We start from the raw sequence: 23,386 nt of genomic DNA on the forward strand, positions 1-23,386 counted from the left end.
GGCCAACGGGCCAACGGGCCAACGGGCCAACGGGCCAACGGGCCAACGGGCCAACGGGCCAACGGGCCAACGGGCCAACGGGCCAACGGGCCAACGGGCCAACGGGCCAACGGGAATGCTCGCCGGATGCCGCGTGTCGCTCAGGTCCCCAGGGAACTCGCCTTCCTGCCCTTCCGCGCAAGCCGGGCGATCGCCAGCGGCCTGCTCACCAAACGGATGCTACGCGGGCGGTCCTGGCACCGGCTGCTGCCAGACGTCTACGTCCACGCCGACGGCTACCAGCCCGACGACCACCGGATGTGGTGCGACGCGGTCGCGCTGACCCTGCCACCGGGCGCGGCCATCTGCGGGCGCAGCGCCGCCTACCTGTGGGGCGTGCCGCTCCTTGATCGGCGAAGTCCGGTTTCGGTCGTGCTGCCCGGCACCTACCGGCCTCGTCGGCGGGAACGCGTCGTGGTCAGCTACTACCGCCTGCCCGCTGGCGACATCACGAGATTCGCGAACCTGCCGGTCACCACGCCGGCCCGGACGGCGTTCGATCTCGGCCGCCTGCTGCCCCGCGTCGAGGCGGTCGTAGCTGTCGACGCGCTGCTCGCCCGGCGGGTCGTCCGGGTCGACACCCTCGCCGGCTATCTCGCCGCCCACCCGCCCTGCCCCGGAATCAGGCAACTCCGGCAGGTGCTCGCCCTCGCCGAGCCGCTCAGCGGGTCACCGATGGAGACCAGACTCCGACTCGTCCTGGTCGACGGGGGCCTGCCGCCGCCCGTCGCCCAGCACGAGGTCCACGACCACCGGGGCCGGTTCGTCGGACGCGTCGACCTGGCCTATCCACGGTGGCGGATCGCCATCGAGTACGAGGGCGACCACCACCGGGAACGCACCCAGTTCCGCCGCGACGTCGCCCGGCTCAACGACCTGCGCGCCTGCGGCTGGCTCGTGCTGCGATTCACCGCCGACGACGTGCTCCGGCACCCGGAACGGATCATCGCCCTGGTACACCAGGCCGTCGCCGAGCGCGGGCGCCCCACCCGAAGCGGCGGGCAGCCATGTTGATCTGGGCAACAGAGACCTTATCCAGCCCCCGTAAGGTCTCTGCCGCCCAGATCGACAACGGGCCGCCCCACGGCGCGAGCGCACGGGCGGCCGCCGGGCCGCCCACACGCGGTGGGCGCACGAGCGGCCACCCACACGCGGCGCCAGCACGAGCGGCCACCGACACGCGGCCGCCAGCACGAGCGGCCGCCAGCACGAGCGGCCGCCCACACGGGCGGCCGTCAGCACGAGTGGCCGTCAGCACGAGTGGCCGTCAGCACGAGTGGCCGCCCGCACGAGCAGCGCCATGTGTGGTTCGCCCAGTCGTCACCTGGCGTTGAGCCGACGCTACCGCTCACGTCGTCCACCGCCCGGATGCTGTCCGGCGACCGGCCCCGTGGCCCGCCAATCGTGCGGGATCGGGACAACCCCGACGCGACACCAGCCGGAGGGCGGCGCCCATGCCCCTGTTGAGCCTGATCGTCCCGGTGTACCGGGTCGAGGACTACCTCGCGCAGTGCCTGGACTCGATCTTCAACCAGTCGTTCGCCGAACGGTCGCCGGACGAACTCGAGGTGATCGCGGTCGACGACGCCTCCGACGACGGCTCCGCGAAGGTCCTCGCCTGGTACGCCGAACGCCACGGCAACCTGAAGGTCGTCACGCTGGAGCGCAACGGCGGGCTCGGCGCCGCCCGCAACACCGGCATCGACCACGCCACCGGTCGCTACGTGTGGTGTGTCGACAGCGACGACTGGCTGCCCGACGGCACCCTCGACGCGGTCGCCGAGCGGATCACCGCCACCGACCCGGATCTGCTCGTCACCGGCTACGCCCGGATCTACCCCGACCGGCCGGCCGAACACCATCCGGTCACCGACGCCGGCACCGACCTGCCCGAGACGTTCACCTTCGCGCAGCGCCCGAAGCTGCTCGACATCCTGTGGATCGCCTGCAACAAGGTGATCCGCCGGGACTTCCTGACCCGGTACGGCCTGCGTTTCGGCCCCGGCTGGTACGAGGACGTCGCGTTCGTGCTGCCGGTGATGCTCGCCGCGGAACGGATCAGCGTGCTCGACCGGTACTGCTACGCGTACCGGCAGCGGCCCGCCGGCGCGATCACGTTCACGGTCAGCGAGCGGCACTTCGAGGTCTTCGACCAGTGGACGCGGGTCTTCGACTTCCTCGACACCGACCCCGGCCGATACGGTGCACTGCGTCCGCTACTCTTCCAGCGGATGATCTGGCACTGCTTCCAGGTGCTCGGCCACGAGAGCCGGGTGCCCCGGTCGATGCGCCGGGCCTACTTCGCGCGCCTGACCGAGCAGTACGCACGCCACCTGCCGACCGGCGGCGCTCCGATACCGCCCGGCAACGACGGCGTCAAGCAGCGGATGGCGGCGGCGGGTGCCTATCGTCTGTTCGAGTTGTCGATGACCGCATGGCAGTTGCGGAACCGGATGTCCGGGCAGACCGGTCAGCCGGGCACCCGCCGGCCGGCGGTGGCTACGGGAGGAACAGGCTGACATGTCGCGGGAAGACGCCCGGTCCGGTCCGGATCACCAATCCCCGGGCGCCGGCCCGTCCGGCTGGCGGCTGCTCGGCGCGCCGCCGCCCGAACGCGAGGAGCGGATCAGCCGTACGGTCGGGTTGCGGGTCCTGCGGCTGCCCGGCTCGCGCCGGGTGCTGATCGTCGCCGGTTCCGTCGACCGGCTGCGGGAACTGGCCGCCGACCCGTTCGCGGTCACCCCGTTCCGGGTCGTGACCGTCGTGGTGGCCTGGTGGCGCCGGCCCCGGCAGGGCTGGTCCGGGGCGATCGGCCCGCTGCCCCGGGTGCTCAGCCACCAGGTGTCCTTCCCCCGCCTGCGGCGCGGCTCCGCGACGGTCACCGTACGGCTGGCCCAGGCGCTGCCGCTGCGCGACATCCTGCGGGCGGTGCTGCCGGCGGTCGGGTCGGCCAGCCCGCTGCCGGCACCGGTCAGCGCCGACCTGACCAGCCACGGCCGGCCACCGGCCTACCTGCCGGCGACGGGGGCGGTCGCCCTGCGGGAGCTGCCGCTCAGCAGCGACATCCGGGCCCATGACGTGGTGCTCGAACACGGCGGTCCGGCACCCCGCGACGGCTACGGCGACGACGGTCCGCCGTACGGGATCGGTTTCCGGACCGGCCCGCACGGCCTGACCGCCCCGGCGGCGGTGCTGATCGACGCACGCCGGATCAACCCGCGCGGCCGGCGGGCCGACGCCAGCCGGCCGGACGCCCCCCGGGTACGCCTCGACTTCGGCCCGGCCGGGCGCGGCCTCGGTGGCCGGCTGAACGGCACCGGGCCGGACGCGACGACGTTGGCGACCCTGCGCCAGGTCGGTGTGGTGGAGTGCCCGCAGGTGCCGGCGACCGCTCCGGTGGAGACGGCGGCGCTGCTGGTCCAGCTCGCCGCGACGGGCGCCGTGCTGCACGCGCCGAAGCTGCCCGCCCCGGTCGCCGACCTGATCGTGCCGGAGTTGCGGGACATCATCACCGGCCCGGCACCCGCCGGCGACGAGCTGGCGATGGAGGCCCGCAGCGTACGTCAGCGCCGGGCCGCGCTGCGCGGGCACGCCACCGACTTCGCGCTGCCCCGGATCGCCGCCGGCCGGTTCCCCGAACTCGGCCGCCCGCCGACGGTGAGCGCGCTCCTGGCCACCCGGCGGCCGGAGATGCTGGCCGGGGCGCTCGACGCGATCATCGGCCAGACCTACCCGGAGCTGGAGATCGTCCTCTGCCTGCACGGGATCGAGTTGCCGGCGGAGATCCGGGCCCGGCTCGCCGGCTGCGGCCGGCCGGTCGAGGTCCTGGAGGTGCCGGACACGATCAGCTTCGGCGAGGCACTCGGTGCCGCGACCCGGCGGGCGAACGGCACGCTGGTCACCAAGTTCGACGACGACGACAGCTACGGCACCGAGCACGTCTGGGACCTGGTCCTGGCCCGGCAGTACTCGGGGGCGACGCTGGTCGGCAAGGGCAGCGAGTTCGTTCACCTGGAGACGCTGGGCATCACCGTACGGCGGCCGTCGGGTGTGCCGGAGGCCGACGGCGAACTCGTCGCCGGTGGCACGATGCTGCTCGCCAGGGGTGACCTGGAGGCGGTCGGCGGCTGGCGTCCGGTGCCCCGCTCGGTCGACTTCGGGCTGCTGGAACGGCTGCGGCAGGCCGGCGCGGTGATCTTCCGGACGCATCCGCTGGGCTACGTCTACCACCGCCGCGACAGCGGGCACACCTGGGATCCGGGCCAGAACTACTTCCTCGAGGCGGCCCACACCCGGTGGACCGGCATCCCCGAGGACGCGTTCGCCAACCCGCCCCAGCCCGCCGGCGAGCCGCTCGCACTCCACTGATCCGATCGGGTGGTCGCCACCCGGCGACCACCCGTCCGTCCACTCTCGAACGGCCTCCGGCGGGTGCGCGGCCCGTTGCGCGGGAACGGTGGCGCCGCCGGGTACGGTGACGCTGCCCGGTACCGCCGCCGCCAGGAGGAGCGCATGACCGCCGTACCGTCCCTGACTCTGTCGGGTGTCGTGCTCGGATCGCCTGACCCGCAGGCGCTCGCCGCCTTCTACCAGCGGCTGCTCGGCTGGTCGGTGGAGCAGTTCGAACCGAACTGGGTCAAGCTGCGCTCCCCCGAGGGCGGGGCGGGACTGTCGTTCCAGACGGAGTCCGACTACCGGCGGCCGACCTGGCCGGCCGGCCCCGACGACCAGCAGATGATGATCCACCTCGACATCGCGGTCGACGACCTCGACGAGTCCGGCGCGCACGCGGTCGCCGCCGGGGCGACCCTCGCCGACTTCCAGCCGCAGGACGACGTACGGGTCTATCTCGACCCCGACGGTCATCCCTTCTGCCTGTTCCTGCGCGACTGACCGGCGCCGGAGCCGGGTCTCAGCGACGGGTGCGGCGGACCAGGTAGAGCAGCGCACCGGCGGCGACGACGGCGGCACCGGTCAGCACCGACGACAGCGGCAGTGCCACCGCCAGCACCAGGCAGCCGACCAGACCGACGGCCGGCACCAGCCGGCGCCGGCCGAGCGTCCAGGCGGACGCGTTCGCGACGGCGTAGTAGAGCAGCACCCCGAACGAGGAGAACCCGATCGCGCCGCGCAGGTCGACGACGGCGACCAGGACGGCGACGACGAGTCCGACGGCGAGTTCGGCGTGGTGCGGCACCCCGTGGCGCGGGTGCACGGCGTCGAGGGCGGCGGGCAGGTGCCGGTCGCGGGCCATCGCGAACGCGGTCCGGGAGACGCCGAGCACCAGGGCCAGCAGGGCGCCGGCGGCGGCGAGCGCGGCACCGGCCCGGACGACCGGGGCCAGCCAGGATGCGCCCGCGACGGTCACCGCCTCGGCCAGCGGCGCGGCCGCCGCCGCGGTGCGCTCGGGTCCGAGTACGAGCAACAGGGTGACCGCGATCGCGGTGTAGACGACGAGGGTGACGCCGAGCGCGGTGCCGACGGCGCGGGGGATGGTGCGGGCCGGGTCGGTGACCTCCTCGCCGAGCGTGGCGATCCGGGCGTAGCCGGCGAACGCGAAGAACAGCAGTCCGGCGGCCTGGAGCACGCCGAGCGCCGGGAACGGTCCGGAGCCGAGGACCCCGCCGGCCGGCCCCGGCGTGCCGGCGGCCCCGACCAGGCCGGCGACCACGACCGCCACCAGCACGGCCAGCACGACGGCCACGATGACCCGGGTCGCGGTGACCGAACGTTGCACGCCGTGCCAGTTCAGGGCGGTGACGGCCAGTACGGCGAGGACGGCGGCCGGCCGTTCGAACCCGGGTACGGCGTAGGCGGCGAAGGTGAGCGCCATGGCGGCGCAGGAGGCGGTCTTGCCGACGACGAACGACCAGCCGGCCAGGTAGCCCCAGAACGGCCCGAGGCGCTCGCGGCCGTACACGTAGGTGCCGCCGGACAGCGGGTAGCGGGCGGCGAGGCGGGCCGACGAGACCGCGTTGCAGTAGGCGACCAGTGCGGCCAGGGCCAGCGCGCCGAGCAGCCAGCCGCCGGCGGCGGCCGCGGCCGGCGCGAACGCGGCGAACACCCCGGCGCCGATCATCGCGCCGAGGCCGATCACGACGGCGTCGGGCAGGCTGAGTCGCCGGGCGAGCCGGTTGTCGGGCATGACGTCATTGCAGCACCGGTGGATCAGGGCCGGACGGGCGGGGCGGCCGAAGCGGATCGATCGGTCTGAGTACCCGGGCTGATCCGGTCCGGCGGGCGTTGATTAGGTTTGCCGGTATGGCTATTTCCAGGCGGGGCCGGATCGTCCTGCTCGTACACGCCGCCGTCGTGCTCGTGCTGGTGCTCGCGTTCGTGGTGATCGACGCGAACAGCGGGCCGGACGCCAACATCGGTGCCGGGCTCGTCGGCCTGCCGCTGCTCGCCCTCGGGGTGCCGTGGTCGCTGTTCTACTTCGCCGACCCGTACGCCTTCGACGACGTGGCGGCGCCGCTGCGGCTGCTGGCGATCGCCGGCCCGGCGGTGCTCAACGTGGTCCTGCACGCGCTGGTCTGGTGGCTCGTCGGCCGGCGGCGGGCCTGACGCCGAACGGGGTGCGGCCGGCCGGTGGTCCGCCGGCCGGCCGCATCCGGTGATCAGGGCTTCGGTACGTTCAGGATGCGCTCCCGCACCGCCTCGGCGTTGCCGGAGATGTCGACCGAGAACCAGCGCACCGTGGTCTTCGCGCTGATGGTGATCTGCTCGGCGCCCTCCCGGTAGCCGGCGAAGCCGAGCTTCGCCGAGGAGGTGGTCGGCTCGGACCCGTCCAACGTGTAGTAGATGTTGGCCGGCTCGTCGACCTTGAAGGTGAAGGTCGTGGTGCCGGGGCCCTTGCCCTTGACGAGCAGTTCCGACGTCGGCTTGCTCTGGTCGGCCGCGTACTGCTTGGCGACCTCGAGGATCGCGATCTGGCCGTTGGCGAACTCCATCGCCTCCTGGTGGCCTTCGGCGAAGTCCGGCTGGAAGCCGACCGGCTGCCACCGGTTGGTCGCCGGGTCCCAGACGTCGGCGCCGACCTCGAAGTTCCAGGCGATGATGTCGTGGTTGTACCAGTGCGCGTCGGCGCTGTTACCGGCCGCCGAGTAGAGCACGTCGGTGACCGGGCCGGTGCGTCCGGGCCAGATCGCCGTACCGCGCCACGCCTGGACCGCGCTGAGGATCTTCGTCGAGGCGTTCCAGAAGTAGTTCTCGGTGCCGTAGTCGGGGCGCGGCAGCACCTCGCGGCCGGCCGACTTGTAGGCGCCCGGCGCCCACATGAAGTAGCCGCCGTAGGAGTGGGTGTTCATCGAGAACTTGATGTTCGGGAACGTCTCGACCAGCCAGTCCTCGTTCTTCGCCTCCGGCTCGGACTGCTCCGACGGGCCGGCGTACGAGCCGGAGGTGCAGCTCGACGACGCGCCGGAGTAGCCGTCGAACAGCGAGCCGACGTCCTGGTTGCGGTTGAGGTCGACGCCCCACGCGTTGCGCTGGGCCGGGTCGGACCAGACGGCGTCGCAGTGGTTGGTCAGGTTCTTCCGCTGGCCGTTGAAGTCGTACATGCTGTAGTGCCCGCCGTCGGGGTTGATCACCGGTACGACGAAGATGTCCAGCCCGTTGACCAGGTTGCGGGTCTTGGTGTCCAGCTCGTAGTTGCGCACCAGCCGCTCGGCGGTCTCCAGGCAGGTGATCGGGGTGACCCACTCCCGGGCGTGCTGCTGGCAGAAGAGGTAGACGCCGGGCTTGGAGCCGTCGCGGGCCCGGCCGATCCGCAGCGCCTTGGTCTGGAACGGCTCGCGGGAGATGTGGGCCGGGGCGTTCAGGTTGTCGCTGAGCCGGCTGGTGCCGACCGGGCGCACGACGCCGGCGCCGGCGTTGCCCCGGTAGGTGGCGGCGGTCAGCAGCGCCGAGGAGGCCTGGTCGCCGTTGAGTGCGGCGACGACCTGGGCGGCGGTGCTGGTGACGGCGCCGGAGCCGTCGGTCGCCAGCGAAACCACCACGGTACGGCCGTTGACCAGGACGGTCAGCGGCTGGCCGGCGGCACCCGGGTCGATCATCGAGATCGTGGTGTCGTTGCCGCCCTCGTGCCCCCACGCCTTGGTGGTGACGTAGAAGGTGTTGTCGGTGGCGGAGCCGAACTGCGCCTGCGCCTTTCGGCGGTAGCCGTTGGTCAGGTACGGCAGGTCGATGATCTGCGTGATCTTGGGGAACTCCTCGGACAGCGACACGATCCGCTCGGTGATCTCGGTCGGGTCCATGTAGCGGTCGATGAAGTCGGTGAGGTAGTGCGGTCCCGGTGCCGGCCGCGGGTTGCCGAGCCACTTCGTCACCGGCGCCTTGGCGGTCCCGCCCCGGTTGCTGGTGAAGGTGACCCGGGCCGGTTGCGCGGTGTTCAGCGCGAGCGGTGCGGAGAACCGGTGGTACATGTACTGCCCGGCGTCGCTGAACCGGGTCATCGTCGCGGTGCCGCCGGAGGCGGGCGGGGTGTCCTTGCCGGTGTCCCAGCTCGCGGTCAGCACCGTCTGGGCGTCGGTCGCGCTCGACTTGACCTCGAACGACAGGAAACGCTTGCCGTCGAGGCTGGTGAACCACTCGGCCCGCAGCACGGTCAGGGTGTCCGTCTCGGCCTCGGCGGCCTCGGCCGAGGCGATCGCCGCCGCCCGGTCGGCGACGTTCTCGGCGTGGTCGGTCTGGTCGGCGATGGCGTCGCGTACGTCGAAACCCATCTCCCGCAGCGCGGTGCTCTCCGGTGGGCTGAGCACGGCGTGCACCTCGATGCCGCCGGGCACCGGCTTGCTGTATTCGGTGAGGTCGACGCCGAGCGCGTTGAGCTGGTCGATCTGGGCCTGGTCGGTGGCGACGACCCGCATCAGGGCCACGCCGTTCTGCTCGAAGGTGGACTTGCGCTCGGGCTCGACCTGCCCGTCCGCGCCGGGCGGGGTGGCCAGGCTGGGCAGGGCGGCCATGCCCAGCAGGGCGGGGATCGTGAGCAGTGCCAGCAGGCGGCTCATCCGGGACCGTCTTGCGCGACTTCTCATGCGGGCTCCTCCGGTTAGAGGCGTGCGGCAGCCCCGCCCGGTGCCGAGGGAAGCGACTTTCCCCGGTGTGCTGCCGGCGCGGCCCCGCTCGAAGCGGGGCTGCGCCGAAGTTTCCGCCCGACTTCAGCCCTTGTCAATATCCATGATCATCACATTTCCGGCATGCCGGTTACCACGTCACCACTCCGGGTGGTTTTCTCGGCCGGCCGACCGACGAGTGCGGTCAGGGCGGTTTCGAGCATGTCGGGATCGGGCGCCGCGCCGGTCACCATCGCCTGGAGGATGACCCCGTCGAGCAGGGCACCGGCCGCCGCGGCCGGCCCGGCTCCGATCAGCGGCGTGAGCAGGGTACGGATCTCCCGCAGCCACAGCCCGGCCAGCTCGCGCAACTCCTCGTTGCGGACGGCGGCCAGGTAGAGCTCGTACTCCAGCAGCATCCGTTTCCGGTCCCCCACGGCCAGCCCGGTCATCCAGACCAGGGCAACGACCAGGTCCCGCCCGTCGCCGATCTTCCCGGCCAGGTCGCGTATCTCGCGGCGGACCCGCTCGGCGGCCTGCTCCAGCGCGGCGGCGACCAGGTCGGGCAGGGTCGGGAAGTAGTAGGTGGTGGAGCCCAGCGGTACGCCGGCCCGTTCGGCGATCGCGCGGTGGCTGGTCCGGGCGATACCGACCTCGATCACGAGTTCGAGGGCGGCGTCGAGGATGGCCTGCCGGCGACCCTGCGGGTCACGCGCGCGGCGACCAGAATTCATCGGCACCCCCTGCCCCGCTGCTGTACGGTCGTACATGTACGACCGTACAGCAACACGCGCCGATCCGGCGCGGAGGATCAACATGCGCCGCCCCGGCGCGGAGGATCGGAGTCTCCAGGAATGCGCGACAGGCTGACGCCGGCCGCCGACACGAGCACGGACGCGGGCGCGGGTTGGCGGGAGTGGACCGGACTCTTCGTGCTCATGCTCCCGGTCCTGCTGATCTCGGTCGACATGACGGTCCTCGGCTTCGCCGTACCCAAGCTCAGCGCCGACCTCGACCCGTCCAGCACCCAACTGCTGTGGATCGTCGACATCTACTCGTTCATCCTCGCCGGCCTGCTGGTCACCATGGGCAACCTCGGCGACCGGATCGGCCGCCGCCGGCTGCTGATGATCGGCTCCGTCGGATTCGGCGTGGCGTCGCTGGTCGCCGCGTACGCCCCCGACCCCGCCACCCTGATCGCCGCCCGCGCCCTGCTCGGCGTCGCCGGCGCCACCCTGATGCCGTCCACGCTCTCGCTGCTGCGCAACATGTTCACCGACGAGCGGCAGCGCCTGCTGGCCGTCGCCGCGTGGGGATCGGCGTTCAGCGCCGGATCCGCCCTCGGCCCGCTGATCGGCGGCTGGCTCCTCGAACACTTCTGGTGGGGCTCGGTCTTCCTGATCAACCTGCCGGTGGTCGCCGTCGCCCTGCTCGCCCTCCCCCTGCTGGTGCCCGAGACCCGCGACCCGGCACCCGGCCGCTTCGACCTGCCCGGCGCCGCCCTGTCGCTGCTCACCATGCTGCCCACCGTCTACGGCATCAAGACCCTCGCCAAGCGGGAGTCACCACTGGTCGCCGTCGCCACGATCGCCGTCGGCCTGGTGTTCGGCTACCTGTTCGTACGCCGCCAGCGCGCCATCGCCGACCCGATGATCGACATCTCGCTCTTCCGCATCCGTCGCTTCAGCGCCGCCATCGCCACCAACCTGCTGGTGGTCTTCGCGCTGATCGCGGCGATGTTCTTCCTTCCGCAGTACCTCCAGTCGGTCGCCGGCATCTCGCCGCTGCGCGGCGGCCTGCTGCTGCTACCCGGTGCCCTGCTCTCCATCGTCGCCGGATTCACCGCCGCCGCCACCGCCCGCCGGGTCGGCATGCAGCGCCTGATCAGCGCCGGGATCACCATCTGCGCCCTCGGATTCGCCGTCATCCTGCTGCTGCCGTACTTCGACGGAGCCGTGATCGTCACCGTCTCGTTCGCGATCACCAACGTCGGCGCCGGCCTGGTCATGACGCTCACCAACAGCATCGTGCTCTCCGCCGTGCCACCCGCCCGCGCCGGCGCCGCCGCCGCGGTCTCCGAGACCGGGTTCGAACTCGGCGGCGCCCTCGGCGTGGCCGTACTCGGCAGCGTCCTCGCCACCACCTACGCGGCGCGGCTGCCCGACGTACCCGGGGTCACCGGGACGGCGATGGACACCGCCCGGGAGACCATCGGCGGCGCCGTCGCGGTCGCCGCCGAGACCGGCGGTACGGCGGGTCAGGCCCTGCTCGACACCGCCCGGGACGCGTTCACGTTCGGGGTGCAGGTGACCAGTGCCGTCGGCGCGGTGCTGCTGGCGGCCACCGCGGTACAGGCCTGGTTCCTGCTGCGCCCCGCCGCCGTCCGGCCAGCCGCCCCGGCCGCCGACCGCAAGCCGGCTGCCGACCGCAAGCCGACCGCTGACCGCAAGCCGGCCGCGGACCGGAAGCCGGCCGGGTGACGGCTCAGGGCTGGAGACGGACGCTCAGGCCCTTGCCGCCGAACTCCTCGCACACGAACACCGGCTGGCCCGGCCGGCTCGCCCCGGCGTCGAACCGGTAGCCGATCTCGTCGAACTCCTCGATCCCGGCCGCCGCGTCGACCCGCCGGGTGACCAGCCACCGGGCGAACGCGCCACGGGCGATCTTCGCGTGCACGGTCACGAACCTCGGCTCGCCCGACTTCGGGTCGACGGTCAGGAACTTCGGCGTGACCAGCCGGGCCGCGTCGACGTACGGCGTCACCGTACGGCTGTACTCGACGGCGGCCAGGTTGACGATGAGCCCGGTCGCCGGAACGCAGCGCGCCACCGCGTCGCCCCAGAAGTCGTACAGGCTGCCGTACTTCGGCCCGGGCAGCTTGTAGCCCATCTCCAGCCGGTAGGGGCGGATCCCGTCGTACGGGCGCAGGATGCCGTAGAGCCCGGACAGGATCCGCAGCCGCTCGTCGGCGTACTCCCGGTCGGCGTCGGACAGGTCACCGATCCGCAGGCCGCTGTAGATGTCACCGATGAAACTGTGCACCGCCGGCGACTGGTGTTCCGGCACCGCGTCCCACCCGGCGATGACCTCGTGCGTCTTCTCCGCCAGCGATTCCGACAACTGCATCACCTCGGCGAGCCGCGCCGGGGGCAGGGTCTTCAGGTAGCCGGCCAACTCCTCGGCCCGGTCCACCAGTGCGGGCGTGCCCAGCGGCATCCCGTCGCGCGGTGCCGCCCGCATCGCCTTCGAACTGTGGATGAGAATCATCATCGCCGGACCACGAGCCCTTCCATCGCCTTTGTCCGGCCCATGATGGCATCCTCGCGGTTCCGGCCGGCGACGCCGCCGGCCGGGACCGCCGTGGTGCCCTGGCGCGCGGCCGGCCGGCCGGCACCACTACGCCGGCCGGCCGCGGCTCACGTGCCGTTCCGCGGCCTCTTGGTCTCCCGGCCGCCGTCGTTGCTCAGCTTCCGTTTCGTAGCCCCGGTGGGGGTCACGATCTCGACCTCGGACTGATCCTCGGGCTCGTCCTCGGACTCACTCTCGGACTCGGGCTCGATCTTGGCCTTCTTCGCCGAACGGCCGCCGTCCTCGGCCGCCTTCCGCTTCGTGGGCCCGCCCGTCGGCTCCTTCCGGAGTTGCTTGACCTGCGCCATGGTCAACTCCCGCTCCGTCACCAGCGGTTCGCCGTCGTCGCCGGTGTCCGAATCGGAGTTGTACTCGTCGGTGACCGTGTTCCACTTCTGCGCCTGGCCCTTCGTGCGACCCCGGCCGGACAGCGCCATGATGTAGTTCGGGCAGGCGTACAACAGCGTCACGTAGGTGTTCGGAATCGCCCGCTCGATCCGGTCGGCCAGCTCCGTCACGTCCCGGTCGACGTACTCTTCGATGTCGATGTTGGCCGCCTCGCTCGGCCAGTACGGCCCGGGGCGCACCCCCCGCCCCTGGAACAGGTCGAGGTAACAGGCGACACACGGCCGCTTCACGCCCGCGATGTGCGTCGGGGTGACCCCCACCGCCCGGCTGATCCGGCGCTCGGCGTGCAGTCCGTCCTCGCCGTCCGCGCACACGACGACCGGCTCGGTGAGGGTCTCGCACACCAGGGGATAGTCCCCGTCCCACCGCGTCGACTCGTCGAGGATCCGTAGACGCAGCTTCGCCCGGTGCCGCTCCTCGCGCTCGCTGAACGTCAGCGCGGAATCGGCCGCCCGCTCGAGCCGGTCCAGTTCGTCGAGGATCCGGGTGACGAACTGCGTACCGGTCTTGTACCTTCCGGCGATCCTGGCCAGTTCGGTGTTGCCCTTCCCGCTGTTGGCGGCGATGTACAGCGCTCCATCATGGACGGCGGCCTGCACCTCGACGGGGTTGAGGTCAAGGTGGTTCAGGTACTTGAACACCAGGGTCGAGATCCACCGCAGCGCCTGCCCCTCGCGGTCGGAGCCGTACGAGCGCGGCTCGACGACGTTGTCCGAGTCGGCGTAGAAGTCGGCCAGCTTCCCCTTCTTCAGCCCGAGTTCGGCACCGGCCTCGCCATCGGTGGTCACCCGGTGAAGGGTCACCCCCATCTGCGGGATCGGCGCGTCCCTGGCCTCGTCCCAGGTCGCCTTGGCCCCCTGGAGGTGCCACCGCCGACTGCGGAACTCGTCGTAGAGCTCCTCGATGAATCGGGCCCTGGCCCGGGCCGGTGAATCCGTCGTCTGGGCTGGCTGGGTCATGCCGATCTCTCCCCGGATCAGAGGTTCCGCGACACGGAGCCGTTCGCGTCGCCACAACCAATCACCCGAGGGCCCCGGACGGGGCAGATACGTTTGATTCCCGACTCAGCACATGCCCACCGGCCGCCGCCGGCACGCGTACGATCACGGTGACCGTCCGCAACCGCCGGGGCAGGTGCCTGATGACCGATTACCGACACGACCTGCTCTTCGGGACGTTCCTCACCCCGAACGCCCAGGACGCCGAACGGGTCGTCGAACTGGCCCGGCTCACCGAACAGGTCGGGCTCGACCTCGCCACCGTGCAGGACCACCCCTACCAGGCCAGGTTCCTCGACACCTGGACCCTGCTGTCGGTCATCGCCGCCCGCACCACCACGCTGCGGGTCTCTCCCAACGTCGCCAACCTGCCGCTGCGGCCGCCGGCCGTACTCGCCCGCAGCGTCGCCACCCTCGACATCCTCACCGGCGGCCGGGTCGAACTCGGGCTGGGCGCCGGTGGCTTCTGGGACGGCATCGCCGCCCTCGGCGGCCCGAAACTCGGCGGCGCCGAAGCGGTCACCGCCCTGGAGGAGGGCATCGCCGTCATCCGGGCCATGTGGGCGGCCGGCGGCCCGACCGTACGCCTCGACGGCACCCACCACCGGGTACGCGGCGCCCACCCCGGCCCGGCACCCGCCCACGACGTCGGCATCTGGCTCGGGGCGTACAAGCCACGCATGTTGCGCGTCACCGGACGGCTCGCCGACGGGTGGCTGCCGAGCAGCTCATACACCGGCCCCGAGACGCTGCCCGCGCTCAACCACGCCATCGACGAGGCGGCGCGGAACGCCGGCCGGAATCCCGCCGACGTACGCCGCCTCTACAACATCGCGGGCTCCTTCGACGGCACCGGCAACGGTTTCCTGCGCGGGCCGGCCGCCGTCTGGGCCGAGCAACTCGCCGAACTCACCCTCGACCAGGGCATGAGCGCCTACATCCTCGCCAGCGACGACCCGGACCAGATCCGCCGGTACGCGGCCGAGGTCGTACCCGCCGTACGCGAACTCGTCGCGGCCGGCCGGTCCGGCCCGGCTACCTGAGCGACCTACGGCGGTCGTTGATCTGAGCGTCAGCGACCTTTCCCGGCGCCGGTAAGGTCCCTGCCGCTCAGATCAACGTGCCGTCGGCTCGCCGGAATGCGCGGGGACGGCCGGTGGTTGCACATGGCCGCGGCCGGTGAAGTGCCCGCCGGAGGGACGTGAAGACCCCCGGCGTAGGTGACACTCCCGGCACGTGAACCGGGTCGGCTGGAATGCCACGGCGACCCGATCCGTTACACCCTGTCCGCACCCGTTTACCAGCGCGGTGCGGGTCCCCCGCGTGCGAGGCAGACGTGGGTAGCGGCCGTCCCCCGGCCGTCACACATCCCCCTCGAACAAAGGACATCCCCCATGACGAAGTTTGCGACGTACACCCGAACCGCACTGCTGGCCACCGCCGGCCTGGCCCTCGCCGCCGGCCTGGCCGGCCCCGTCACCGGCGACCCGGCGACCACGCAGACCGCACCCTCGGTGGTGCAGTCCGCGCCGGCCTTCGTCGCGCCGCACACGGCGGACAAGCCGACCGTCGAGCAGCTGATGCCGCTGGGCGAGCCGACGAACCAGTCGAGCTTCACCCCGAGCGCGGAGCAGATGGACAACGCCCGCAAGATCGTCGACGCGGGTAAGGACATGGACCTGCCGCCGCGGGCGTGGACGATCGCGATCGCGACCGCGTTGCAGGAGTCGAAGCTGGAGAACCTGGGCCACCTGGGCGAGCGGAACGACCACGACTCGCAGGGCCTGTTCCAGCAGCGGCCGTCCAGTGGTTGGGGCACGGTGGCGCAGATCACCGACCCGGACTACTCGTCGAAGGCGTTCTACAAGGGCCTCACGCAGGTCGACGGCTGGGAAGAGATGCCGCTGACCGTGGCCGCCCAGACCGTGCAGGTCTCGGCCTTCCCGAACCACTACGCGCAGTGGGAGAAGATGGCCGCCGACATCGTCACCGACGTCACCAAGTGACGCTTACGCACACGTGGGCGCCGTCCATCCGGACGGCGCCCACGTTCGCGTCTCCGGCTCATTCGCCGAGCACCAGCAGCACGTGCTCGTCCGCGCCGTGCCGCACCGATCCGGTACGGGTGAAGCCACATCGTTCCAGCAGCCGGATCGACCCGGTGTTCCCGATGTACGGATCGGCGTAGAGCGGGCGGTTCCGCTCCCGCGCGAGGAACAGGGTGAGGGCCCGCGTGCCTATGCCGCGTCCCCAGAACCGTCGGCCGAGCCAGTAGCCGATGAACCGCCGGTCCCCTTCCCACCAGGCGACGGCGTTGCCGGCCAACTCGCCGTCGACGGTCACCGCCTGAACGAACACGGTCGGATCCCCGAGCACCCGCGTGGCCCAGTGCGTCATGAACCGCTCCCGCCCGCGGGGCGGGAAGTTCGACCGACGGGTCGCCTCCGGATCGTGCTCCTGCTCGAAGAAGACCGGCAGATCGGCCTCCTCGACGTCTCTCAGCCGTATGTCACCCGGCGACACGCTGCCCATGCGGTCGAGTCTCGCACCGGGGGCCGACAGTTCCGCACTGCGAATCCGGACACTCGGCGCTTTACCGTCCGGTGGTGACGTCTGTCGGGCGGCCGATCGGCGGAATGGCCGGCGGGCGCGGGTCGTTGTACATGACCGCGGCCGAGGTGGCACCGCCGCGGTGCCCCACCCGATCGCGCCCCGCCCGATCCGGAAGATCCCCCAGCCGGATGTCGCCGGGCCGGAATGGTCCGGGGTGCGGGTGCGTTACACCCGGTCCGGACGTGAGCAGCACCCCCGCCGCGTCGCGTCCGCCACAGTTTTGCCCCGCGTGAGAGGCATGCGTGAGGGCGGCAGCCCGAACACCCCCCGTTCGGGTTGTCACCATCCCCCTCGAACAAAGGACACCCCCGATCATGACTGTCTTCGCCACGTACACCCGTAAGGCCCTGCTCGCCACCGCCGGTATCGCGATGGCCGCCGGTCTGGCCGGCCCGACCAGCACCGCCCTGGCCGCCGACCCCACCCCCACGCAGGCCGTCACGGTCGCGCAGACCGTGGCAGAGCAGGCGGACAAGCCGACCACCGAACAGCTGATGCCGAACGGTGTCCCGGGCGACCAGTCCAGCTTCACCCCGAACGCGGAGCAGCTCGACAACGCCCGCAAGATCATCGACGCGGGTAAGGACATGAACCTGCCGCCGCGCGCCTGGACCATCGCGATCGCGACCGCGTTGCAGGAGTCGAAGCTGGAGAACCTCGGCCACCTCGGCGACCGTAACGACCACGACTCCCAGGGCCTGTTCCAACAGCGCCCGTCCAGCGGCTGGGGCAGCGTGGAGCAGATCACCGACCCCGACTACTCCGCCAAGGCGTTCTACAAGGGCCTCACCCAGGTCGACGGCTGGGAAGACATGCCCCTGACCGTCGCCGCCCAGACCGTACAGGTCTCGGCCTACCCCGACCACTACGCCCAGTGGGAGAAGATGGCCGCCGACATCATCACCGACACCACCAACAAGTAAGACAACGCCACGACGTGGGCGCCTCCCTGAACAGGGAGGCGCCCACGTTCGCATATCCGGACGTCCGGACGACGCCGGTCACGCCGACCGGTCGCACGGCCCCGGCAGGAGCCGGGCCAACTCGGCGGCGACCATCGCGTGCGCGGCGCGGGCCGACAGCGGTCGCTGCCCGGTGTGGCAGTGCAGGACCAGACCGTCGACGAAGGCGAGCAACCTGGCCGCCTCCATCTCGTAGCCGACGGGTTCCGGAAGCTCCCCGCACGCCAGCGCGTTACGCAGCGCCTGCTCGATCTGCGCGCGCAGGTTGGCGTTGCTCGACCGCAGCACGTCGGCAAGGGCCGGATTGCTGAACGAGCGTGCCGTGAACGCCAGTGTCACCCAGCCTTCGCTGCGCCGGGCCGGGTCGAGCGGCATCAGTTCGGCGACCCCGTCGAGCAGCATCCGTTCGGTCCGGGCGCCGGCGCGCTCGGATCGTTGCCGGCGGGCCGCGACCCTGGCCTCGATGCGGTTGCGGATCCGGCGGAACGACTCCAGGAGCATCTCGTCTTTGCTGGCGAAGTAGTGCTGGACCAGGCCGACAGAGATCCCCGCCTCTTCGGCGGTGCGGGCGACCGTGACGCTGTCGAGACTCTCGGCGGCGATCAGCCGCTCGACGGCATCGGCGATCTGGCCGCGACGCTCTGCATGATCCACGATCCGGGGCACGGTTGAATCATACAGCCATACGGTATAACGTCCCCGTAAACCGTACGGCAATATTGTGATGGAGTCTCCGATGCGCCCCTCGTCACTCCGGTCGGCCGCCGTCGTCGCCCTGTCCGTCACCGTTCTGTCCGTCACCGCGCTGGTCACCCCGCCCGCCGCCGCGGCTCCGACCGACACCGTCCACGACTACCTGCAACGGCACCGTGAATCGGTCGGCTCACCCGGACTCGCCTACGCGGTCGTACGGAACGACAGCGTCGTCGCCCAGGGCACCTTCGGCACCGACGGCGACGGCGCACCCGTGACACCCCGCACCGCGTTCCTGCTCGGCTCGGTCGCCAAACCGTTCGCCGGCCTCGCCGTCGCCCAACTCGCCGAGGCCGGCCGGCTCGACGTCGACGCCCCGGTCGTCGACACGCTTCCGTGGTTCCGCCTGGCAGACAGGGAGGTCAGCGACCGGATCACGACCGAACACCTGCTGACCCACACCAGCGGCATCAGCGCACCGGACGGGGTGCGGTTCGCCGACCGCTTCGACAACACCGACGGTGCCGTCGAACGCGCCGCGCGTGCCCTCGCCGACGCCGAACCCGCCGGCCCACCCGGCGGCGCCTTCCGTTACAGCTCGGCGAACTACATGGTGCTCGGCGCGCTCGTCGAGAAGGTCTCCGGATCGTCGTACGCGGACTATCTGCGCCAGCACGTCCTGGAACCGCTACGGATGCGGGATGCCGTCGTCGACGAGGCCACCACACGCGAACACATCCCACCCGGTCACCGGCTGACCTTCGACCGGGCGTGGAGGTTCGACACCGAATACGACGAATCCGGCGTCCCGTACGGATATCTCGGCGGCAGCCTCACCGACCTGACGAACTTCGCGATCGCCCAGTTGAACGGCGGAACCTTCGCCGGCACCGAGGTGCCGTCGGCCGAGGCGACGGCCCGTACCCACGAGGGCAGGGTCGAGACGTCCAGCGGTTCGTACGGCTACGGATGGCGCACCCGCGACCTCGACGGCGTCCGGACCGTGCACCACTCCGGCGCCACCGCCGGATACATGAGTTCACTCGTCCTCGTACCCGAACAGGACCTTGCCGTCATCGTCCTACACAACGCGCACGGCATGGCCCGCGACGTCCAGCAGTACGAGGCCGCCTTCAACGTCGTACGCCTGCTCCAGGGTGGGACGCCACACGACGTCGGCGCAGACCCCCTGCTCGCGTACGGGCCGTGGGTCCTGCTCGGACTGGCCGCCGTCGTCGTCGCGCTGCTGGCGCGTACCGCACTGCGAAAGGGCCCGAGGTCCGTACTGCGGACCTCCATCTGGTGCGGTGCGGCGCTGCTGTCGGCGTTCGCGGCCGGCTGGATACTGCCCCGGCAGTTCGGCGCCGGCCTGCGCGAGGTCATGCTGTGGGCACCCGACATGGCGATCGGCATCATCGCCGTTCTCGTCGCCTGTGCGCTGACCCTCGGTACGCACCTGACACTGTGGCTGAGACACGTCCGCACCGGTCATCCCTCGTGAGTAGGCGGAATCGGGCCACCGGCGCGGTTCAGGAGACCGGGGTCCCGACCTGGCCACGACGACGGTCGGCGGACAGGCGGAGCGCGGCGGTGACCGTACCGGGGACGGCGGCCGTCGCGGACGGTTCGGGCGCCACCGGTCGCGTCATCCCCGTCGGGCGACCGGGATGTTGATTCCGTGTGGAGTGGGGATAACACCTGCCGGGGCCGGTTCCAGGCCGCCCGGACCGAAGGGGGGCACATGACAGCGCCGGAGGAAAGCCAGGAGAAGGATCCGAAGACCGATGACGTGCTCTTCTCTCCGGACGGCGACCCGCACCACAAACTGGCGCAGGCGCCGCAACCGGACGAGCACCTGCCGGTCACCTACACGCACGACGGGGAGACCGAGATCGTGAGTGGCGAGCAATGAGGGCCGTGCGGATATGCGAACGTGGGCGCCTCCCTGTTCAGGGTGGCGCCCACGTCGTGGCGTTGTCTTACTTGTTGGTGGTGTCGGTGATGATGTCGGCGGCCATCTTCTCCCACTGGGCGTAGTGGTCGGGGTAGGCGGAGACCTGTACGGTCTGGGCGGCGACGGTCAGGGGCATGTCTTCCCAGCCGTCGACCTGGGTGAGGCCCTTGTAGAACGCCTTGGCGGAGTAGTCGGGGTCGGTGATCTGCTCCACGCTGCCCCAGCCGGACGAGGGGCGCTGTTGGAACAGGCCCTGGGAGTCGTGGTCGTTACGGTCGCCGAGGTGGCCGAGGTTCTCCAGCTTCGACTCCTGCAACGCGGTCGCGATCGCGATGGTCCAGGCGCGCGGCGGCAGGTTCATGTCCTTACCCGCGTCGATGATCTTGCGGGCGTTGTCGAGCTGCTCCGCGTTGGGGGTGAAGCTGGACTGGTCGCCCGGGACACCGTTCGGCATCAGCTGTTCGGTGGTCGGCTTGTCCGCCTGCTCTGCCACGGTCTGCGCGACCGTGACGGCCTGCGTGGGGGTGGGGTCGGCGGCCAGGGCGGCGCTGGTCGGGCCGGCCAGACCGGCGGCCATCGCGATACCGGCGGTGGCGAGCAGGGCCTTACGGGTGTACGTGGCGAAGACAGTCATGATGGGGGTGTCCTTTGTTCGAGGGGGATGGTGACAACCCGAACGGGGTGTGTTCGGGCTGCCGCCCTCACGCATGCCTCTCACGCGGGGCAAAGAGAAGAGCGGGGGACGTGGCGCGGGGGGTGCTGCTCACGTCCGGACCGGGTGTAACGCACCGGCGGCCCGGGCCATTCCGACCCGCACCGGGAAACCGACGCCGCCGGCTGCCACCTCGGCGGCGGTCATGCACAACGACCCCGACCCACCGACCATTCCACCGACCGCCGGCCGATCCACGTCACCAACGACCCACGAACCGCCCGGATGTCCGGATCTTGCCACTATCTGGGGCGCCGGTAACCGGACAGAACAGCGCCCGCCGGTCTTGTAGTTTGTCCGGGTGAAAATCCGGGACATGCTGTACAAGCTGTACGCCCGCCGCCTCCAGGCCAGTCTCGGCGACAGCCCCATGCCACGGCACGTGGCGATGGTGATGGACGGCAACCGCCGGTGGGCCCGGCAGATGGGCTACGACAACCCCAGCGTCGGCCACCGGTACGGCGCGGAGCACGTCGAGGAGGTCCTGGGCTGGTGCGCGACCGCCGGGATCGAGCACGTCACGATCTTCGTCGCGTCGACCGACAACCTGCGCAAGCGCCAGTCGGACGAGATCCGGTTCCTCCTGGAGATGATCGAACAGGTCGTGGCGGAGCGGCTGGTACGGGGTTCGAGCCGCTGGCAGGTGCACCTGGCGGGCCGGCTCGACGGGCTGCCCGACTCGACCCGGCATGCGCTGAAGCTGGCCGAGGAGGAGACCCGGGACCGGGACACCGACTTCCACCTCACCGTCGCGGTCGGGTACGACGGGCGGGACGAGGTCGTCGACGCCATCCGGTCCCTGCTGGACAAGGAGGCCCGGGCCGGCACCGACATCGACGAGTTGGCCGGGCGGCTGACCGCCGACGACATCGCCGCGCACCTTTACACCAGTGGCCAGCCCGATCCCGACCTCATCATCCGTACCAGCGGTGAGCAGCGGATGTCCGGCTTCCTGCTGTGGCAGGCGGCGTACTCGGAGCTCTACTTCTGTGACGTCTACTGGCCCGGGTTCCGGCAGGTCGACTTCCTGCGGGCGCTGCGCTCGTATGCGGCCCGCAACCGCCGTTACGGCGCATAGCGGCCGATCTCGCGGGCGAAGGCGCGCAGCAGGTCGTGGCAGGTGTAGCGGCCGGGCCGGTGTTCGGTGAGCAGGTGGGCGCGGGAGAGTTCGGCGAGGGCCCGCCGCGCGTCGGCCGACGACGTTCCGGCGAGGCGGGCGGCGCCGTCCGCGTCGACGTCCGGTTCGTGGTACGCGCCGACGCGCCGGAACAGGGTCGCGGCCGCCGGTGTGAGGTGCCGGTAGGAGCCGGCGAACGCCACCCGTAGGTCGGCGGGTGCGTCGTCGCCGCTGAAGAGGTCGAGGCTGCCGTACGCGAGCCGCAGTTCTTCCGCGAGTACGGCCAGCGGGAAGTTGGGGCGGGCGTTGGCGCGGGCGGCGACGACCACCATGGCCAGCGGCAGGCGGGCGCAGTGCCGGACGAGTTCGTCGACGACGGCGGGTTCGGCGGCGGCCCGTACGGGGCCGAGCCGGTGGGCGAGCAGTTGCCGGGCGTCGTCGGTGGTGGGCAGGTCGACGACGAGGTGGTGTACGCCGTCGAGGGCGACGAGGCTGGTGAGTTGGTTGCGGCTGGTGATGATGGTGAGGCAGCCGGGTGAGCCGGGCAGCAGCGGGCGAACCTGGTCGGCGTCGCGGGCGTTGTCGAGGACCATGAGCACCCGGCGGCGGGCGAGCAGGCTGCGGTAGAGGCCGGTCCGGGCGTCGGGGCTGGCCGGGATCTGGTCGCCGGGCACGCCGAAGGCAGCGGCGACGTCGCGGACGACGCGGGCGGGGGTGACCGGCGGCCCGTCCGGGTCGAGGCCGCCGAGGTTGACGTGCAGCTGGCCGTGGGGGAAGCGGCCGGCGATCCGGTGCGCCCAGTTGACGGCGAGGGTGCTCTTGCCGGCTCCGGTGGTGCCGGTGAGCAGCACCGCGACGGCCGCGGGCGGCCCGGAACGGTCGAGCAGGGCGTCGAGGGCGGCGAGTTCGGTGTCGCGGCCGACGAAGCGGAAGTTCTCGCCGGGAAGCTGGCGGGGCACGGGCCACCGGCCGGCGCCCGGTGCCGGTGTGTTGGGACGCCGGTCCTCCTGTGCGCGGTCGCGGGCGGTGGCAAGCACGCCCTGTTCGGTGGGGGTGGCCTCCAGGAGGGCGGCGAGGACGTCGAGCCGGTTGGTCGGGGGCAGGGTACGCCCACCGAAGTATCCGGCGATGGTGCCGATGGACCAGCCGGTCCGGGCGGCGAGTTCGCGGTAGGTGAGTTCGGAGTCGCCGCGCTGTCGGGCGTGCCGGCGGCGGAGTTGGCGGAGGAGCCGGGCCAGGTCGGACAGGTCGGTGCGTTCGGCCGAGACCAGATAGGGGTTGACCGCCATTTGGCGCCTCATCCGTCGAGGAGTCGAGTGGCCTGAGATTACATAGCCGTTCGGCAATGTTCAACGAAGTTCAGGATTCGTGGTGTGAATTCTCGGTTACCGCAATCATCGGTATCTGCGACGGGGCTTCCAACAACGGGTCGGTCGATCAAGGTGCCTATTTCCTCGCGTTGGGCAAGTCCCGTTGCCGCCCGACTTTT

The 23,386-nt window shown here is 71.4% G+C and carries 21 protein-coding genes; 12 read left to right on the forward strand and 9 right to left on the reverse strand.

The features are described from left to right. The first annotated feature begins 126 nt into the window (after window positions 1-126). From QCD66_RS26345 to QCD66_RS26360, 4 genes are all read left to right on the forward strand, one after another. Complete coding sequence (locus QCD66_RS26345; protein WP_375736595.1) at window positions 127-1,053, forward strand: DUF559 domain-containing protein; 927 nt, start codon at window positions 127-129, stop codon at window positions 1,051-1,053. Window positions 1,054-1,493: 440 nt separating this feature from the next. After that, window positions 1,494-2,558, forward strand: coding sequence for a glycosyltransferase family 2 protein (locus tag QCD66_RS26350; RefSeq protein ID WP_375736594.1), 1,065 nt, complete (start codon window positions 1,494-1,496; stop codon window positions 2,556-2,558). Window position 2,559: 1 nt separating this feature from the next. Next, window positions 2,560-4,407: a glycosyltransferase gene (locus tag QCD66_RS26355; RefSeq protein WP_375736593.1), complete on the forward strand. Its 1,848-nt coding sequence runs from the start codon at window positions 2,560-2,562 to the stop codon at window positions 4,405-4,407. 144 nt (window positions 4,408-4,551) lie between these two features. Continuing rightward, a complete protein-coding gene (locus tag QCD66_RS26360; protein ID WP_375736592.1) occupies window positions 4,552-4,932 on the forward strand; it encodes a VOC family protein in 381 nt (126 codons plus the stop codon). A 19-nt stretch (window positions 4,933-4,951) separates the two neighbouring features. Here QCD66_RS26360 and QCD66_RS26365 read toward each other — a convergent pair whose 3' ends face one another. Beyond that, window positions 4,952-6,184, reverse strand: a complete 1,233-nt coding sequence (locus tag QCD66_RS26365; RefSeq protein WP_375736591.1) for an APC family permease — start codon at window positions 6,182-6,184, stop codon at window positions 4,952-4,954. Between the two features lie 116 nt (window positions 6,185-6,300). On the opposite strand from QCD66_RS26365, the gene QCD66_RS26370 reads away from it, so the two are divergent. After that, window positions 6,301-6,603 (forward strand): hypothetical protein, encoded by a 303-nt coding sequence (locus tag QCD66_RS26370; RefSeq protein ID WP_357542950.1) that lies wholly within the window; start codon window positions 6,301-6,303, stop codon window positions 6,601-6,603. A gap of 53 nt (window positions 6,604-6,656) precedes the next feature. Here QCD66_RS26370 and QCD66_RS26375 read toward each other — a convergent pair whose 3' ends face one another. Together QCD66_RS26375 and QCD66_RS26380 are read right to left on the reverse strand one after the other, a co-directional pair. After that, entirely contained in the window at window positions 6,657-9,074 is a 2,418-nt protein-coding gene (locus QCD66_RS26375; RefSeq protein ID WP_364213658.1) for a M14 family metallopeptidase, read from the reverse strand. A gap of 149 nt (window positions 9,075-9,223) precedes the next feature. Continuing rightward, window positions 9,224-9,826 carry a TetR/AcrR family transcriptional regulator gene (locus tag QCD66_RS26380; RefSeq protein WP_375736590.1) on the reverse strand — a complete coding sequence of 201 codons (603 nt, stop codon included), beginning with the start codon at window positions 9,824-9,826 and terminating at the stop codon, window positions 9,224-9,226. Between the two features lie 120 nt (window positions 9,827-9,946). On the opposite strand from QCD66_RS26380, the gene QCD66_RS26385 reads away from it, so the two are divergent. Next, a complete protein-coding gene (locus QCD66_RS26385) occupies window positions 9,947-11,572 on the forward strand; it encodes an MFS transporter (protein WP_375736589.1) in 1,626 nt (541 codons plus the stop codon). Between the two features lie 4 nt (window positions 11,573-11,576). Here the strand turns inward: QCD66_RS26385 and QCD66_RS26390 are convergent, their stop codons facing one another. Together QCD66_RS26390 and QCD66_RS26395 are read right to left on the reverse strand one after the other, a co-directional pair. Next, window positions 11,577-12,362, reverse strand: coding sequence for a YaaA family protein (locus QCD66_RS26390; protein ID WP_375736588.1), 786 nt, complete (start codon window positions 12,360-12,362; stop codon window positions 11,577-11,579). A 146-nt stretch (window positions 12,363-12,508) separates the two neighbouring features. Then, on the reverse strand, window positions 12,509-13,807 hold the full coding sequence (locus QCD66_RS26395) for a hypothetical protein (RefSeq protein WP_375736587.1): 1,299 nt from the start codon (window positions 13,805-13,807) through the stop codon (window positions 12,509-12,511). Between the two features lie 182 nt (window positions 13,808-13,989). Here QCD66_RS26395 and QCD66_RS26400 point away from each other — a divergent pair, with 182 nt between their 5' ends. Both QCD66_RS26400 and QCD66_RS26405 read left to right on the forward strand, forming a co-directional pair. Beyond that, the gene (locus QCD66_RS26400) at window positions 13,990-14,889 is read left to right on the forward strand and encodes an LLM class flavin-dependent oxidoreductase (protein WP_364213643.1); all 900 of its coding nucleotides are present in this window, start codon (window positions 13,990-13,992) and stop codon (window positions 14,887-14,889) included. Between the two features lie 351 nt (window positions 14,890-15,240). Further along, window positions 15,241-15,852, forward strand: a complete 612-nt coding sequence (locus QCD66_RS26405) for a hypothetical protein (RefSeq protein WP_375736586.1) — start codon at window positions 15,241-15,243, stop codon at window positions 15,850-15,852. Between the two features lie 58 nt (window positions 15,853-15,910). On the opposite strand, the gene QCD66_RS26410 is transcribed toward QCD66_RS26405, so the two are convergent. Next, window positions 15,911-16,378, reverse strand: coding sequence for a GNAT family N-acetyltransferase (locus QCD66_RS26410; protein WP_375736585.1), 468 nt, complete (start codon window positions 16,376-16,378; stop codon window positions 15,911-15,913). 395 nt (window positions 16,379-16,773) lie between these two features. On the opposite strand from QCD66_RS26410, the gene QCD66_RS26415 reads away from it, so the two are divergent. Beyond that, the gene (locus QCD66_RS26415) at window positions 16,774-17,382 is read left to right on the forward strand and encodes a hypothetical protein (RefSeq protein ID WP_407566833.1); all 609 of its coding nucleotides are present in this window, start codon (window positions 16,774-16,776) and stop codon (window positions 17,380-17,382) included. Window positions 17,383-17,460: 78 nt separating this feature from the next. Here the strand turns inward: QCD66_RS26415 and QCD66_RS26420 are convergent, their stop codons facing one another. Continuing rightward, window positions 17,461-18,087: a TetR/AcrR family transcriptional regulator gene (locus QCD66_RS26420; RefSeq protein WP_375737317.1), complete on the reverse strand. Its 627-nt coding sequence runs from the start codon at window positions 18,085-18,087 to the stop codon at window positions 17,461-17,463. 70 nt (window positions 18,088-18,157) lie between these two features. On the opposite strand from QCD66_RS26420, the gene QCD66_RS26425 reads away from it, so the two are divergent. Together QCD66_RS26425 and QCD66_RS26430 are read left to right on the forward strand one after the other, a co-directional pair. Then, window positions 18,158-19,615 (forward strand): serine hydrolase domain-containing protein, encoded by a 1,458-nt coding sequence (locus QCD66_RS26425; RefSeq protein ID WP_375737318.1) that lies wholly within the window; start codon window positions 18,158-18,160, stop codon window positions 19,613-19,615. Between the two features lie 240 nt (window positions 19,616-19,855). Continuing rightward, window positions 19,856-20,026 (forward strand): hypothetical protein, encoded by a 171-nt coding sequence (locus QCD66_RS26430; protein WP_357536415.1) that lies wholly within the window; start codon window positions 19,856-19,858, stop codon window positions 20,024-20,026. Between the two features lie 67 nt (window positions 20,027-20,093). Here the strand turns inward: QCD66_RS26430 and QCD66_RS26435 are convergent, their stop codons facing one another. After that, on the reverse strand, window positions 20,094-20,702 hold the full coding sequence (locus QCD66_RS26435; protein ID WP_407566834.1) for a hypothetical protein: 609 nt from the start codon (window positions 20,700-20,702) through the stop codon (window positions 20,094-20,096). Window positions 20,703-21,081: 379 nt separating this feature from the next. On the opposite strand from QCD66_RS26435, the gene uppS reads away from it, so the two are divergent. Continuing rightward, complete coding sequence (gene uppS, locus QCD66_RS26440; RefSeq protein ID WP_364223324.1) at window positions 21,082-21,858, forward strand: polyprenyl diphosphate synthase; 777 nt, start codon at window positions 21,082-21,084, stop codon at window positions 21,856-21,858. On the opposite strand, the gene QCD66_RS26445 is transcribed toward uppS, so the two are convergent. Then, window positions 21,846-23,186: a helix-turn-helix domain-containing protein gene (locus QCD66_RS26445; protein ID WP_375737192.1), complete on the reverse strand. Its 1,341-nt coding sequence runs from the start codon at window positions 23,184-23,186 to the stop codon at window positions 21,846-21,848. The genes uppS and QCD66_RS26445 overlap by 13 nt on opposite strands. Window positions 23,187-23,386: the final 200 nt, after the last annotated feature.

This window comes from Polymorphospora sp. A560, from assembly GCF_045781765.1.
GTDB lineage: Bacteria > Actinomycetota > Actinomycetes > Mycobacteriales > Micromonosporaceae > Polymorphospora > Polymorphospora lycopeni.